Here is a 14570-nt window from a genome sequence, read left to right as displayed (position 1 = left end):
GCGAACGGCTCGATCATGGAGGGTAAATATGCACAGTAATTCAAAAAATAAGAAGGGCATGTATGTCCTGCTGGCGGCGGTAATGGTCCTTGCCGCCGTGCCCGTTGCCGCGGTTTCGGCGGCTGAGGAGGACATTTCGTTTGTAAACAACTTCGGAGGCTCTGGCGGCGATTACATTAACGCGGCGGCGGCTGCACTAGACGGCGGCTTCATCGTCGTCGGGACTTCCGACAACAGCTCCCTCGGCAACGGCGACTGGTCAAGCACAACCGGAAAAGGCGGCAATGACGCCACCATAGTGAAGTACGACAAGGACGGTGCAATAGAGTGGCAGGATAACTTCGGCGGCTCGGGTGCCGATTACTTTTACGGGGCGACGGCTGCACTAGACGGCGGCTTCGTTGCTGTCGGGTATTCCGCCACTGGCTCCTTCAGCGGCACTGGCGACTGGCCGGCCGGGAGCGGAAAAGGCGGCAATGACGCAATCATAGTAAAGTATGACGAGAACGGCACAGTGGAATGGCAGAAGAACTTCGGCGGCTCGGGTAACGATGTCTTTCGCGAAGTGACGGCTGCACTAGACGGCGGCTTCGTTGTTGTAGGGTATTCTGTCAGCGCCTCCTTCAGCGGCACGGGCGACTGGCCGGCCGGGAGCGGTAAGGGGGGCGATGACGCCATCATAGTAAAGTACGACGAGAACGGCATAATCGAATGGCAGAAGAACTTCGGCGGCGCCGGTAGTGATTTCTTTTATGGAGTGGTGGCTGCACCCGACGGCGGCTTCGTTGCTGCCGGGAGTTCCGCCGCCGGCTCCTTCAGCGGCACTGGCGACTGGCCGGCCGGGAGCGGTAAGGGGGGCGATGACGCCATCATAGTGAAGTACGACGAGGACGGCATAGTCGAATGGCAGAAGAACTTCGGCGGCACTGGCGGCGATTACTTTTATGGATTAGCGGCTGCACCCGGCGGCAGCTTCGTCGCCGCCGGGTATTCCGCCGGCACCTCCTTCGACGGCACGGGCGACTGGCCGGCCGGGAGCGGAAAAGGCGGCAATGACGCCATCATAGTGAAGTACGACGAGGACGGCGTAGTCGAATGGCAGAATAACTTCGGCAGCACGGGCGCCGATTACTTCCAAGATGTGGCAGTCGCGACCGACGGCGGCATAGCCGCCGCCGGGAGTTCCGCCAGCACCTCCTTCGACGGCACGGGCGACTGGTCAGGTGTGACCGGAAAAGGCGGCAGTGACGCCATCATAGTGAAGTATGACAAGGATGGCGCAGTAGAGTGGAAGGACAACTTCGGCGGCTCCGGCAGCGATGGCTTCTATGGTGTGGCGGCGGTGTCCGGCGGCGGTTTCGCCGCCGCGGGGTATTCTCCCAACGCCTCCTTCGGCAATGGCGATTGGTCAGGCGTGGCCGGGAAAGGCACCATTGATGCCATAGTTGTGAAATATGGAACTGAACCCTTCGTCCCCGTCACAGACATATCAGGATTGCCGTCCTCGATGGCGGCGGGGGCCACCATTGCTCTCACAGGCACCGTGGTGCCCTCCGATGCCACCAACACGGTCATCTCGTGGTCCGTGAAGAGCGCTGGTTCGACAGGAGCGACGCTCGCCGGCGCAAATCTCACAGCCTCCCACTCAGGAACTATAGTCGTCACCGCCGAGATAACAGACGGCACGGCTCCGGGCGTGCCTTTCGTGAAGGACTTCACCATCACAGTGACGGCTCCTGTTACACCACCATCGGATCCCTTTATTCCGGTGACTAACATAATAGGGGTGCCTTCTTATTTAACGGTGGGGACGTCGATCACCCTGACGGGGATAGTGACCCCTTCCAACGCAACAAACCAGACGATCAAATGGTCGCTTAAGAGCGACGGGGGCACCGGTGCCTCCCTCAATGGCAACACGCTGACGACCAATAAGGCCGGCGTTGTGGTGGTCACCGCCACGATAGCGGACGGCAAGGCGCCGGGCACTCCCTTCGTGAAGGACTTCTCCATCACGGTGAGTAGCCCTGTTGATTCCAAGCCCGGCTCCACAGGCATCTCGATCCCCGACGCGTGCATCTGGTTGGTAGCAATTCTTGCAGTGATCGCCCTCATCGGGATATTCTTCATAATTCTTTTTGCCAAGAGGAGAAAGGATGAGGAGGAAGAGAATCCCTGATCATCCGTCAAACATATTGATACCGCCGGCGGGCATCCGCCGGCGGCATTTTCTTACTATCGGAAGACACGTCAACATGCGTCCCGAACCCACCGCACGGTCAGTGTTCATACGGGCTTTGCAGAAAGCATGTCAAAAATAAAAGGGAAATGGAAATGGTTTAGCCGCCGCCGCTGGGTGTGAAGCGCCTTATGTCCACCTCTTCCTCCGTCCTGCGGAGTTCTTCGATGGCGGCCTCGGCGCCTTCCCGGCCTGCGGGGCCTTTCTCGCGTTCTTTGTAGGACACCTCAACATACTCCGACGGGTCTGCGGTCTTAAGGTACTCGGCGTCATAGTACAGTCCGGTCAGGTCCAGTTTTACCCAGGCCCTTCCGTCTCTTTCCCTGATGTCCGTTACCTTTCCGACCGTTGACGTCGGGATGTATTTGAGTATGTCCCCCACCATCATCGGGATCAGCCTTTGATGACCGCGGTCCTCTCGCCGGCCGGGACGAACTCTCTGAGTCCGCCTCTTCCGATCTCCTTCGTCACGTTGGCGAAGTCGAAGATCAGGCTGGGGTCGGCGAATGCGACACGTATGTACGGGTTTGCAGTGAACGCGTCTCCGCGAGCGACGTGGGGCGCCTTTGCGATACCTGCGTATCCGCAGAGGTGACCGACGTTCATCGCGTAGTTGGGGTAGTTGGGGCCTCTGAGCTCAGCAGGCAGACCCTCGTCGGATCTGTATGCGAAGGAGTTGGCGGAACCGCACTGGTCCTGCAGGTCGTACCCGTAGAATCCGAGCCTTCCGGTCCTCTCCTTGTGCTGGAGCATTGAAAGGTACCACATGTTCAGACCGCAGTCCGCGATACCGGTCGCCATCGCTCCGGCGATACCGGTCGTCGCAGCGGCGACTGTTGCCCTCTGGGATCCGCCGAAGTGCGTCTCCATGATGGCCGGGTATCTCTCGTACATCTCCAATGCATACGCGTTGATCTCGTCTCCGAGCTTCATGAGCTCGTCGTATTTCGTGGGGTCGAGCTTGCAGAATCCGCCGTACTTGTCCTTGATCACATCTATCGCGTGGTAAACGTAGTCGTCGAGGATGTTGTCGGTGTATGCAGCAGTTGCGTACTGCGTGAAACCGACACCGCCGGACATGTATCCGCCGAGATATATCTGGTCGAATATGGCCGCGCCGAGACCTACCGTCTCCAGGACCGCTCTTCCGGGGTCGTCCGGGTAGACACGGTCAGACTGTATCATGTCAGCGAAGAATCCGAAGGGTATTCCGCCGGGTTCGTTGGGTCCCCTTGCGCGCCTTGCGGGCATCATCGTACCCATGTTGATCGACTGGTGTTTCGCGGAGTACGCGAAGTCTGCGATCGCTGCCTCTCCCGCCGCGAGTTTGTAGGACGAGATGAAAGCCATAGAGATCTGCATGGCCGCGTGCCTCGAAACAGTTGCGCCGTCCATGAGCCTTCCGACGATGGTCGGAACGCGGACCGCCTGCATCAGGGTCTTTCCGATGGCCTTCTTCAGCTGTTCTGCCTGGGCCTTGGGGAAGAGCTTGTTGATGTCGATGACGAACCTCTTGTCGATCTCGTCGATGAGCTCGTCGTCTCCGGAGTACACTTTAACGTACGAGTCGTACACCAGTGCGGGGTTGACCTCCGCCATGTGCTCCTGAACGATCGCTCCTCCGGGCATCGTGTGGTTGACCGCCTCGAGATAGTTGTTGATCGTCTCGGGGGTGACTTCCTTTCCGAGCCTCTTCTCGATGGTGTTGTGCGGGGAATCCAGTCCCACGAGTATGGTCCTCCTGATGTCGTCCCATGCCTGCTGGATCGCGGCGTTGTTGACGCAGTGGAGGTCGTCCGCCTCTACGTATATGTCGGTGTGCGACAGCTGGTAGGGCATCCATGCTCTCTGTCCGAGCGGGACACCGATGTCCTCGTTCATCATCGGGAAGCCGCGCTTCTTGGCGATCGCCTGGGCCGACTTCTGGAATTCGACCTTGCTCTTGGACTGTTTCCATCCTCCGTAGATGTAGTATTTTGTCTCCATGTCGGTCGGGTCTTCTTTGAATTTCTTCTTGACCGCGTCCATGAAAAGCTTCTCTTTCTGTTTGGCTGCCATGTTTACACATCCTTTACATTGAAGGGCTGGTAACCGCCGAGCGTCCTGAGTTTGTGGATCCTGAGCCCGTATGCGGTGACCTCTTTGTCATCCCTCATGTCTACCCCGTCTGCCCTGAAGATTGTCGTCCTCTTCTTGAGGTCGGCCATCGATGCCGGCTTGCCGAGGGATATCTTTCTGTCGAGGGGTACTGCGACCTGGTCTTTAACGTACACAACCTCTTTCTTGTCCTTGTCCCAAACATATCTCTGCCAGGCGTCGAACATCAGTCCGTTCTCGTCGAGACGGCACGCGTGTCCGTGGACGGTTGCGCCTCTGATACCTGTCAGTGCGGGGTCGAAGGTCTCGTTGTCGATCATCTCTTTGGCGAGTTTCTCAAGGTCCCTCTCCCTCATTTCAATGATCTGCCTTCCGGACAGTGTTCCGGTGTCAAGGCCTCTGTACCTCGAAAGGTACATCCATGCCCTCTGGTACGGGGATATGGGTGCGAAGTAGACCGAGTCAGTGAACTGTATGTACCTGATCCTGTCTCCTTTCTTTGCTCCATCTATCGGCACGACGAGCTTCCTTATCGGGCAGTCGGGCTCCTTTCCCTCCTCGAGCGGGGGGTGGATGGATTTGTAGTCCTCTCCTGGCTGGCGGTGTCCCATGATCCTGACAACGTCGTCCATGGAGATATCGCGAAGTTTCTTCAATTTTACCTTAGGGTCCATCACTTTCTTCCTGTTCTTGGCAGGGGATGTTGTTCCGGGGTAGAACTGTCTTTTATATGTTGACATATTTTTCACCTTTATTTGTAATCTCTGAGTGTCTTTCTGTATTTTGAGTATCTTCCTACTGTGATGTCGAACCCGCGCGGCATGTTCGCCTCGCATGCGGCCCTTATTTTCTCCACTGCTTCCTCCAGCATCTCCTCGTTCTCCACATCCAGTTCGATGTAGAATGCTCCGACCTGATACTTCAGCTCAACTTCGCGTCCGCCGACCATTATCACCTTGCGCTCGGAGTGGTTGTTGGGAAGCCCTTTGCCAGGCCCGCTGCCCAGGACCTTCGATATGCTCTCTCCGGTCATGTTTATCTGCCTGATGTGGTCAATAGGGTCGAGCGCGTTCAACACTTTCTCGGTTGTGTCCGCGCTCAGCAGCACGTGGGAGAATACCTCCACTTCAGGAAGCGGAATTCCTGCATATTCTACAGTTGGTTCACTCAACATAATGACCTCAGATCTTCTTTGCGATCTTCTTCGCCTCGGCACCTACTACCTGCATAGGTGTGCGGAATTCGATCATGTCTCCGAACACTTCTTTGATGAGTCCGGATGTTGCTTCAGGCGAGAATGTCTGTGTTCCTCCGTCAAGACAGTTGGCTGCGGTGACGGCGGGGATCAGGACACCCTTTGAGTGCTTTGTAACGACGTGGTTGCCGTGGAACAGACCCGGGCCTCCTCCTCCATAGATGGAGTGAGAGAAGAACGACATACCGACACCGACACCTGCGGATCTTCCGTAGTCGGTTCCGGGCAGTCCGGTCTCGTGCTCGAGCAGGTCGTTCCAGTACAGGACCGTTCCGGGAACTCCCTGTGCCGCTCTTGCCGCACCGATGTTCACCATGACAGCCGCTACCTGACCGACAGCCGCGTACGCGTTCCAGAGAGGGAGGTCCTTTGTCGAATATACTTTGTATCCCGACGGGAGCGTCTCTTTTACGTATATCACTTTGTCGTCTATCGCCCTCTCTACGAGCGACTCGACGACCGAACCGACCGTTCCGGTCTTTCCGTTCTTTTTGACAATTGAGTAAAGCATGTTGTTTGCGTTAAGTCCCTGGTAAGCAAGGCCCAAAAGGTGGCTTCTCTCGAAGTTCCCTATCGCGTCGCCCATCTCGAAGGCGCCGCACTGCTCGAATATGGACGAGAGTGCAACGCCCTGCATCGCGTTCTTGTTGACAAGCGCAACCACGTGGTTTGCCATGATGTTCCTGAGCGCGTATCCTGCTCCTTCGTTGTTCTGCGGGACGTCGAGGATCGACTTCACGTTCGCTCCGTCGAATGTCACGGTCTGCGGGTATCTTCCCCAGACCGCTCCCTTGACCATGTTGGCCTTGTGCATCGGGACCTTGAACTCGTCAATGATCGCCTCGGTGACTGCAGATGCCACAGATGTGAATCCGGTGGTGTACTCCACGCCGGCGTTCATCCTTGCCTCCGGCACTATGACGACCAGGCTCTTCCCGTCCGCTTTTATGGCGATGGATGTGCCGTCGTCCGGTGTTACCTGGACCTTCTCTTTGACTGCTGCAGCGATCTTTTTCGCATTGTCGACCAATTTTATGTCGATCTCCTTACCTTTGATCTGTGCCTCACCCATGTTGCCGGTCTTCAGAGCTTTCTCGATACCGGCGAGGTTGACTGCAACAGTTCTCTTGGTCAGAGATGCGATCTTCTTGATCGCATTGTTGCGCAACGGACTGATGGCTTCCAACGGTACTTCTTTCGCAATGCGTTTACCGTTGTCGTCATACAGGTCGATTACGTCCTTGTATTTTGGCATTTTATACCTCCTTTTTCGAATAATTCGCGAAAAACGGTGATTTTTTTCGCACACCCCTTGCAAAAACAAGTAACGTGTTATTCAATATAAAACCATGTGAAAAAGCGCCTCTTTCCGATAAAGTTTGACCTTTTTCGGCCATTTGAACAGTGCGTAAAACTTCGGGTTCGGACGTTTTTGTTCTATCTCTTATATTTATATGTTCTTAAGAGTAACATCATGTCGTACGTATGAACATATTTTGATGTTAACAAAATCAAAAAAGATAACACTGACGTGCTCAGTCTCTTTTCGCCTTTGCGATCGGACCCTCCGAATATTTTTCCAGCCTGGAAACGTATTCCGGGATCAGGCTGTAAGGGATCCCGCAGACCAGCTCGTCGGCGGCCAGATCCGTCCTCTTCCTGCACCCGAAGCACCCCAGCGATATGTTGGGGGAGCCGGTCATCATCGGAACGGCGGTAGCGTCCTCGCACGCAGACTGGAACGGAGCCGTGCTGAACGCGGCGCGGCCTCCCTCCTCCGCTTTCATCAGGGAGACCACCCAATATATCCTTTCGACGATGTCGATCAATATCACCACGTCAGGAACGAAGTCCGCCTTTCCCAGCGGACACACCGCCGCCCCCGACGTTTTGTAAGGGATAATCAGCCTTTCGTCTATCATCCTCTTGGCCGCATCAACGGAATCATGTATCCCGACGCCGGCGTGGAATTCGCCGGACGCCACTTTGCCCGGTGTCTCGGTCATACCGAGCACTGCCGCCCCCACGTGGCAGTTCGTCATCTCAAAAGGTACTTTGAGGCATTCTCCGCCCTTTGCTCGGAAAACCGCTTGGCAGTAACTCAGCTGAGATCCGGGCATCTCCGACCCGTCCGGATATGATTCCCCTTCTTTGATCAGCTTTACTGCCACCGGCTCCGACCTGAGTTTAAGGATCGATCTAAGTTTCTCAGCGTGTTCGGCGTTCGTTCTCAGAATCTCGGACATAACGGGATATCGGTCTGCGGGAGAATAAACATTGCGGAAGGATATTTCAATGTAATAAAGATGGAAAATGTTTGTGAAGGGCTTTGATTCAGAATCAGCGTTTGAATGCCTTTACTGTCTCTGCGAGCGCCAGCATGTTGGCGTCAGGCGTCGCGGTTGCGATACCGCATCCGGACGAGATCACGTTGAATCCTGCCTTTGCGCAGTTCGTTGCGGCTGCTTTGACCTCATCCGCCGTCCCCTGGAAGAGGGGCCTGACCGATCCTACGTTTCCGATGAGCGCGGCCCTCTTCGCCACTTTCTCCGTCGCTTTGAGGGGGTCGACCTTCTCCTCGATCGAAAGTCCGGTGACGCCGGTGGCGATCATACCATCCAGTATGGGGTACGTGTCGCCGCAGATGTGGAGGGACGAGAACGCGTCCTTCACTTTCCCAAGGCTTTCCCTTACGAACTTACCGGATGCCGGCTCGAACATGTCGGGCGCGAGCATGTCGGTGGATGCGGAGGGCTCGGACATTTGGATCACGTCCGCGCCTGCGTCTGCGAGCGCCTGTGTGTACGCTTTCACCACGGGGTTGATCGCAGCGGTCCATTTTTCGACCTCTTCAGGGGCCATCATCATTCCGAACACAAGGTTCTCAGTGCTGACCATGTGGCCTGCAAGCGTGAACGGACCGGTGTTTCCTGCTACCAGGGCGTAGTTGTCGCCGTGGGATTTTTTCATGAGGGCCATCGCTTTGATGGCCTCGGCGGGCCTTCCGCCCTTTATGAATTCCTCAGGGGCCATGAGCTTTGCCGGGTCGTCATACTCCCCCATCATGGGGTCGAAGTGGAACGGGTGCTCCTTTATCATAGGCGCGGCGTCCTTCTTATCTACCTGCACTTTGCAACCGAGCCTCTCGGCCTCTGCTGTGAGACAGAACGGCGCCCTTACGCACTCGAACCCGAAGATATCCGCCTGCGCGGTCCCGAGTTTTGCCATAAGTTCTGCGTTCTTGTGGGCCTCCGGCCAAGCGGCGCCGACTTTGTCCATCTGGGTGATCGTGGCGGCCTGGGTGAAAATAGCAACAGGAGGCCTGTCGAGCTCTTCCACTCTCATTGCTGAGAGCACTCTTTCTTTTGGAGTCATTGACATATGAACTATCTCCTGAAAAACCTAAATAGAGTACTGTTATTTAACTGGGTGGGGTTGTGTTCTTCATAGCTTTATAGTGGCTGACGGAGAAGCGGTATCAGACCGTTATATCCATGACATCCTTCAATTTCCCCAGTTTGATTATCCCCACGTCAGATACGCCGTATAGGTCCGCGTCCGGGTAATCGGAGCCGCCGAGTGCGGGCGCCATGATGCATTTCCCGTCAAGCACCAGATCATTGCCTGCCGAGAACGGGCTGAATGGAGGAAGGACGATCACGCCGTCCTTTCTCTGGTGGACGAAACAGTGTATCTTCATGCCTCCGCTCATGGCGCCCGGTATCCTCACTGAAGGGTGTTCGTGCCCTATTATTACCGGCCTGACCCCCGAATCCACATGCCCGTGCTCCATTCTGAACCCTGCCAGATCGATATAGTCGGCAGCCATCAGCCCTACGTCGGAAAGGATGTTCTGCAGGAAATTGTCGTGGTTCCCTTTTATGACGATCACGTCCGAGGCCTCTGTCAAAAGCCCCACTATCCGCTTCACCTCCGCGCTCGCCTCGCGCCTGGATCTTTTGAAGTCATGCTTGATATCTCCGAGGAGCACCACTCGTTCCGGCTCATATTCCGAAAGGATATTGTTCAGCGCGTCCCTTATGGATTCAGTGTTCATCCTGGGGATGTACATGCCCTCTTCCTCAAGAGCGCTCTCATAGCCCAGATGGAGGTCCCCGAGAACAGCGGTCGGCCCGTCGTCCAATATCAGGCACCTGTCGTTGGTGACCTTTACGCCGGGAAGTATCTCGAATGACCGCATACTCTCATGATGCAGTTGCTTGATTTTAACAATTCTGAATTTGAAGGCAAGGCCGCAGAGGATAGATGAATACGCAAAACGGAACGATCTGTTGGACGAATGACATCAGGAGCATTACTGCATCTTGAACTTCTGCCCGATCTGGTCCCATACAATAGTATTTCTTATGGTTCTGTTATGCTGATGCGGTCAAGGAACATGGATGCAGACAGCGTTTACTGTGAGAAACTGATAAGGGATCTGGAGAAGGCGGCCGACGCCGTCCGGTCCGCCGGGAGCGTCCTCGTCATAACCCATATCGACGCTGACGGCATAGCTGCCGGTGGTATCGCCGCCGCTACCCTGGAAAGGCTCGGCAAGAGCTACACGCTTTTGTTCGAGAAGAAGATCACCGAGGAAACCATCTCCATGATAAACGGGTCTGAACAAGATATCGTGTGGATCTGCGACCTCGGCAGCGCTTATCTTTCGGGATTCAAAAGGTCGGGCATAGTGGTCACGGACCATCATGTCCCTGACCCGAAATGGAGGATCGACCAGACATCCTTGGATGACTTCGGCGGCATCCACCATCTGAACCCCCATATGTACGGCGTATCCGGTTCGTACGAGGTCAGCGGCGCGGGTATGACCTATCTGCTTTCGAAGACCATAGACCCTAAAAACAAGGACCAGGCATACCTTGCCATAATAGGTGCGGTCGGCGATCTTCAGGACAACCGGGAATCCAAACTCGTCGGATACAACAGGGCCATCTTGGACGAAGCGGTCTCCGCCGGAGATGTTGCCGTAGAAAAGGATGTGCGTTACTTCGGGCGGGATTACAGGCCCCTCGTACAATTCCTTCAATACAGCAGCGACCCTCCGATACCGGGGATCAGCGACAACGGCCCCGGAAGCGCGGCGTTCTTCTCCGACCTTAAAATACCCCTTAAAAGCGGGGACAGGCAAAGGGCTTGGAGGGACCTTACCGATGACGAAAGGAAGAGGGCTTCGGACCGTCTGCTGTCTTACATCGAAGACGGCGATCTGAAGAAAAGGCTGATCGGCGAGATATACACGATCACAAGATACGGATCATGCACCGGTCTGAGGGATGTGAAAGAATTCGCTACGGTGCTGAACTCATGCGGAAGATACGACGACGCCGTGACCGGCCTGAGGATCTGCCGCGGCGACCTTACGGCGCTGGAGGATGCGGAAAGGAACCGCGCGGACCACAGGAAACACATCTCTTCCGCTATCAGCTACATAAAAGAGAACCGGCTCCTGAAAGAGCGCAGGTTCCTACAATATTTCGATGCCGGACCAGAGGTCAGGGAGACGGTCGTCGGCATAGTCGCAGGCATGCTGCTCAATTCCGGGGAAGCTAAAAGAGACTTTCCCATCTTCGCGTTCGCGGAGGCTGAGGACGGGATAAAGGTGTCGGCAAGAGCCAACCGGGCCCTTACGGACCGCGGGCTGGACCTTTCTTTCATAATGAAGACCGCGTCTGAGATGGTGGGCGGTTACGGCGGCGGCCATAAGGTCGCGGCCGGAGCAACGATACCCAAAGGTAAGGAAGAGGAGTTCCTGGATATCGTGGAAGACCTCGTCTCCTCCCAGATCATTTGAGGAGTGTGTAAAGCACCGCTTTCTGAGCGTGCAGACGGTTCTCTGCCTGATCTATCACGACGCTCTGCGGGCCGTCGATGACCTCGGCCGTTATCTCATACCCTCTGTGGGCGGGCAGACAGTGCATGACGATGCAGTCCTTCTTCGCTATCGAAAGCATCTCCTTGTTTATCTGATACATACTGAATATCTTGACGGCTTTATCGACGGGAGTGTCGTCTCCCATTGAGACCCATGTGTCTGTATAGAGTATGTCCGCATCCTTACATGCCTCCCGCGGATCGTGGGAAGCGGTTATCTTGCTTCCGTTCGCATCTGCGATGCGCGCTGCGCCCAGCATTATCTCCGCATTCGGCATCCTTGTTGCCGGACAGCACGCCACCATGTCCAATCCCATTATGGCGCAGGAATAGAGGAGGGAGTTACATACGTTGTTCCCGTCCCCCAGATACACAAGCTTCTTGCCGCGGAAGGACCCTTTCCGTTCTTTTATGGTCGCCATGTCCGCAAGAGCCTGGCAGGGATGCTCCAGATTGTCGAGTCCGCTTATGACTGGTATCGTCGCGGCATCTCCGAACGTGTCCATTACTTTGTAGTCGTAAGCGCGGTACATTATGCCGTGCGCCATACTGCTCATGACCTTAGCGGTATCCTCGACCGTCTCACCGTGGCCCATGTGCAGCTTCGATGCGTCGATGTACAGCGCATGGCCTCCGAGCTCGGTTATGGCTACATCAAAAGAGATCCTCGTCCTGGTGCTGGGTTTCTCAAATATCATTATCAGTGTCTTGCCCTTGAGGGGGGCATTGTGACTGCCGCGTTCTTTCTTGAGTTTTATGGCTAATTCCACAAGATCGGGCCATTCGTCCTTCATATCCAATACCGATATCAGATTTCTCTTTGCCATAGGACAGTGATTGGTCCTGTCCGTAATAACATTTTTGCTGAAAGTGATGTGCTTTTGATGAGTGTATGTGTGTCCCTTCGGCGCAGATTTGACTAGAAAAATGTAAAAAAAATTGTTTGAAAGAGGTTAAAAAGGGTTTTGGAATCAGCGATGTTCTATCGTCAGCTTGTCAATGACATCCTCCTTCGGTATGACATATTCCCCTCCGGAGTCGGGAGTGATCGTCTTCCACATTCCATCCTCTCCGACACGGTAGGACACAGTTCCGGACGGGGCCCCTTCTATTGAGAAACGGTACGCCTTCTTTCTCCGCGCTTTGTCCTTACCGATTATGGCTTCCGAATGACCCACCTTGATGACATCGTACGACCTTCTGTAGAAGATAACAAATATCAGCAAGCCTGCGGCCAGCAGTACGATCAGCAGTATGATGATGAACATCTCTGAGATCGAGATGGCGGGATCAGAAGATGATCCCGACCCGGAGAAATACAGCTCAAGATGCAGAGGTCCGAAGACATTCTGGAAGGATATCTGCGGCGTGGTCTCTACATACGGCGTTACCCACCTGCTGAACTCATATCCTTTGTCCGCAACTGCTCTTACGACTATGTCAGAGCCTCCCGGCAAAGTGATAACATCGTAATACCTCACAAATTCTGAACCGTCCACGCTGTATTCAGCGTATCCCTTTCCTTCCATCAGGTCTATTATCAGAGTTATGTCTGCGGTCTCGCTCTTCACTTCGATGGAGTGGTTCGCGGCCACGTTATTGAAAGTGTAGTATCCGAGATCCACCCTTTCCTGCGAAAGGTATACTCCGTCCACTATCACTGCGGTTATCACATATCCGTCGGCAGCTGAGAACGAGAACATCTGATCCGACCCCCTCTGGACATTTACCTGTCCGCTCGGAGAGATCGTAGATCCTGCGTCTGATGTCGCGGTGATACGATATTGCCTGACAGAGAACTCTACGCGGATCGTATGATCTCCGTTGACGTTCTGGAAGGTATAGCTGTTCGGCGTTCCGGATATCCTTATGCCGTCAATGTACACAGCGTTCACTGTGTATCCTGAATCGGGAACGAAATTGAACATCTGAGACCCTCCCGGCAGAACACTGATCACTCCGGACGGAGATATCGATCCGTGCGGACCTGAGTCGGCAGTTATCTGGTACTCCGCTGATGTGGTGAAATATGCTGTGAATGTCTCCGTATTTCCTGATAGCGGCAGAGAGAGACCGGTCACGACGGGAATCGTTCCTACTATCGTCCCGCCGGAATCCTCCCATTGCTGGAAATCGTACACGCCCGCGGTTGCGGACGTCCTGACGCTCAGGGTCTCGCTCCTGCTCATGGGGATCGGTACTGTGTACTGTGTCTCACTCAGCCCGGGTATGGTGTAGAAGAGGACCGCTACTGCGGGCTCGGACGCCAGGGTGACGATTATCCTGTCACCGGGTGCGACATAGACGGCCTTGTAGGTTGCAGTCGTGCCTGTAGAGGGTAGGGACATACTGGTCACAACCTCGCTTGTGCCGACTATCGACCCGCCTGGGATCTCCCATCTGAGGAAGTCGTATGTGCCGTTGGTCGCGGACGCCCTGACGCTCAGGGTCTCGCTCCTGCTCATCGGGAACGATGTTGTGTACTGGACCTCGTTAAGTCCGGATATTGTGTAGAAGAGGACCGCTCCCGCAGGCTCGGACGACAGAGTGACGATCACTCTGTCGCCGGGTGCGGCGAAGACCGCAGTTATCGTGACAGCGGAACCGTATACCGACAGGTTCAGGTTCCCGGACACCGGGGTCAGGGACAGTATGTTGCCAATATCGTCCTGCCATCTCACGCCGTCGAAGCTTCCGTATGATGAAGCAGAGATAGATACGCTGTCAGCGCTCTTGCGGACCGTGAAGGGTGCCGAGTACAGATAATCGACGCCATTCAGGATGTACGAGAGCGTCGCTCCCGCTCCTCCGGTCTGCGTCATCGTTATGGTGAGAAGGTCTCCTGTTGCGGCGTAGACAGCATTGTATGCCGCTGTTGCACCTGTGGAAGGCAAAGACATGCCTGTAACTGTCTCATTGGTACCGATTATCCCGTCCGGACCTTCCCATCTCAGGAAGCCGTATGTGCCGATGGCAGGAGACGCCCTGATGCTGAGGGTCTCGTCCCTGCTCATGGGGAACGATGCCGTGTATTGTACCTCGTTCAGTCCGGGTATGGTGTAGAAGAGTATCGCTCCGGTCGGT

General features: G+C 55.2%; 12 protein-coding genes. 2 read left to right on the top strand and 10 right to left on the bottom strand.

What is annotated here, in order from left to right; genetic code table 11:
- The first annotated feature begins 28 nt into the window (after window positions 1-28).
- Window positions 29-2179, top strand: coding sequence for a hypothetical protein (locus FWG96_02175; GenBank protein MCL2032068.1), 2151 nt, complete (start codon window positions 29-31; stop codon window positions 2177-2179).
- Between the two features lie 160 nt (window positions 2180-2339).
- Here FWG96_02175 and FWG96_02170 read toward each other — a convergent pair whose 3' ends face one another.
- The 8 genes from FWG96_02170 to FWG96_02135 all read right to left on the bottom strand — a co-directional run bounded on the left by FWG96_02170 (window position 2340) and on the right by FWG96_02135 (window position 9792).
- Window positions 2340-2627, bottom strand: a complete 288-nt coding sequence (locus FWG96_02170) for a DUF2098 domain-containing protein (protein ID MCL2032067.1) — start codon at window positions 2625-2627, stop codon at window positions 2340-2342.
- Between the two features lie 5 nt (window positions 2628-2632).
- Window positions 2633-4297, bottom strand: a complete 1665-nt coding sequence (gene mcrA, locus FWG96_02165; protein ID MCL2032066.1) for a coenzyme-B sulfoethylthiotransferase subunit alpha — start codon at window positions 4295-4297, stop codon at window positions 2633-2635.
- A gap of 2 nt (window positions 4298-4299) precedes the next feature.
- Window positions 4300-5076 carry a coenzyme-B sulfoethylthiotransferase subunit gamma gene (mcrG, locus tag FWG96_02160; protein ID MCL2032065.1) on the bottom strand — a complete coding sequence of 259 codons (777 nt, stop codon included), beginning with the start codon at window positions 5074-5076 and terminating at the stop codon, window positions 4300-4302.
- Between the two features lie 11 nt (window positions 5077-5087).
- Complete coding sequence (gene mcrD / locus FWG96_02155; protein MCL2032064.1) at window positions 5088-5507, bottom strand: methyl-coenzyme M reductase operon protein D; 420 nt, start codon at window positions 5505-5507, stop codon at window positions 5088-5090.
- Between the two features lie 10 nt (window positions 5508-5517).
- A complete protein-coding gene (mcrB, locus tag FWG96_02150; protein MCL2032063.1) occupies window positions 5518-6846 on the bottom strand; it encodes a coenzyme-B sulfoethylthiotransferase subunit beta in 1329 nt (442 codons plus the stop codon).
- Window positions 6847-7126: 280 nt separating this feature from the next.
- Entirely contained in the window at window positions 7127-7837 is a 711-nt protein-coding gene (locus FWG96_02145; protein MCL2032062.1) for a DUF169 domain-containing protein, read from the bottom strand.
- A 94-nt stretch (window positions 7838-7931) separates the two neighbouring features.
- Window positions 7932-8972: an MtaA/CmuA family methyltransferase gene (locus FWG96_02140; protein MCL2032061.1), complete on the bottom strand. Its 1041-nt coding sequence runs from the start codon at window positions 8970-8972 to the stop codon at window positions 7932-7934.
- A 97-nt stretch (window positions 8973-9069) separates the two neighbouring features.
- Window positions 9070-9792 carry a metallophosphoesterase gene (locus FWG96_02135; protein MCL2032060.1) on the bottom strand — a complete coding sequence of 241 codons (723 nt, stop codon included), beginning with the start codon at window positions 9790-9792 and terminating at the stop codon, window positions 9070-9072.
- A 198-nt stretch (window positions 9793-9990) separates the two neighbouring features.
- Here FWG96_02135 and FWG96_02130 point away from each other — a divergent pair, with 198 nt between their 5' ends.
- The gene (locus tag FWG96_02130; protein ID MCL2032059.1) at window positions 9991-11406 is read left to right on the top strand and encodes a DHH family phosphoesterase; all 1416 of its coding nucleotides are present in this window, start codon (window positions 9991-9993) and stop codon (window positions 11404-11406) included.
- Here FWG96_02130 and argF read toward each other — a convergent pair.
- On the bottom strand, window positions 11399-12313 hold the full coding sequence (gene argF / locus FWG96_02125; GenBank protein ID MCL2032058.1) for an ornithine carbamoyltransferase: 915 nt from the start codon (window positions 12311-12313) through the stop codon (window positions 11399-11401). The two genes, FWG96_02130 and argF, sit on opposite strands and share 8 nt — an antisense overlap.
- A 144-nt stretch (window positions 12314-12457) precedes the next feature.
- The coding region (locus FWG96_02120; protein MCL2032057.1) for a hypothetical protein at window positions 12458-14570 on the bottom strand (2113 nt) is incomplete at its 5' end.

This window comes from Candidatus Methanoplasma cognatum, assembly GCA_009777615.1.
Classification (GTDB): Archaea; Thermoplasmatota; Thermoplasmata; order Methanomassiliicoccales; family Methanomethylophilaceae; genus Methanoplasma; species Methanoplasma cognatum.
The sequence above is the reverse complement of the archived record's forward strand: the minus strand, read 5'-3'. Positions and strand labels throughout refer to the sequence as shown.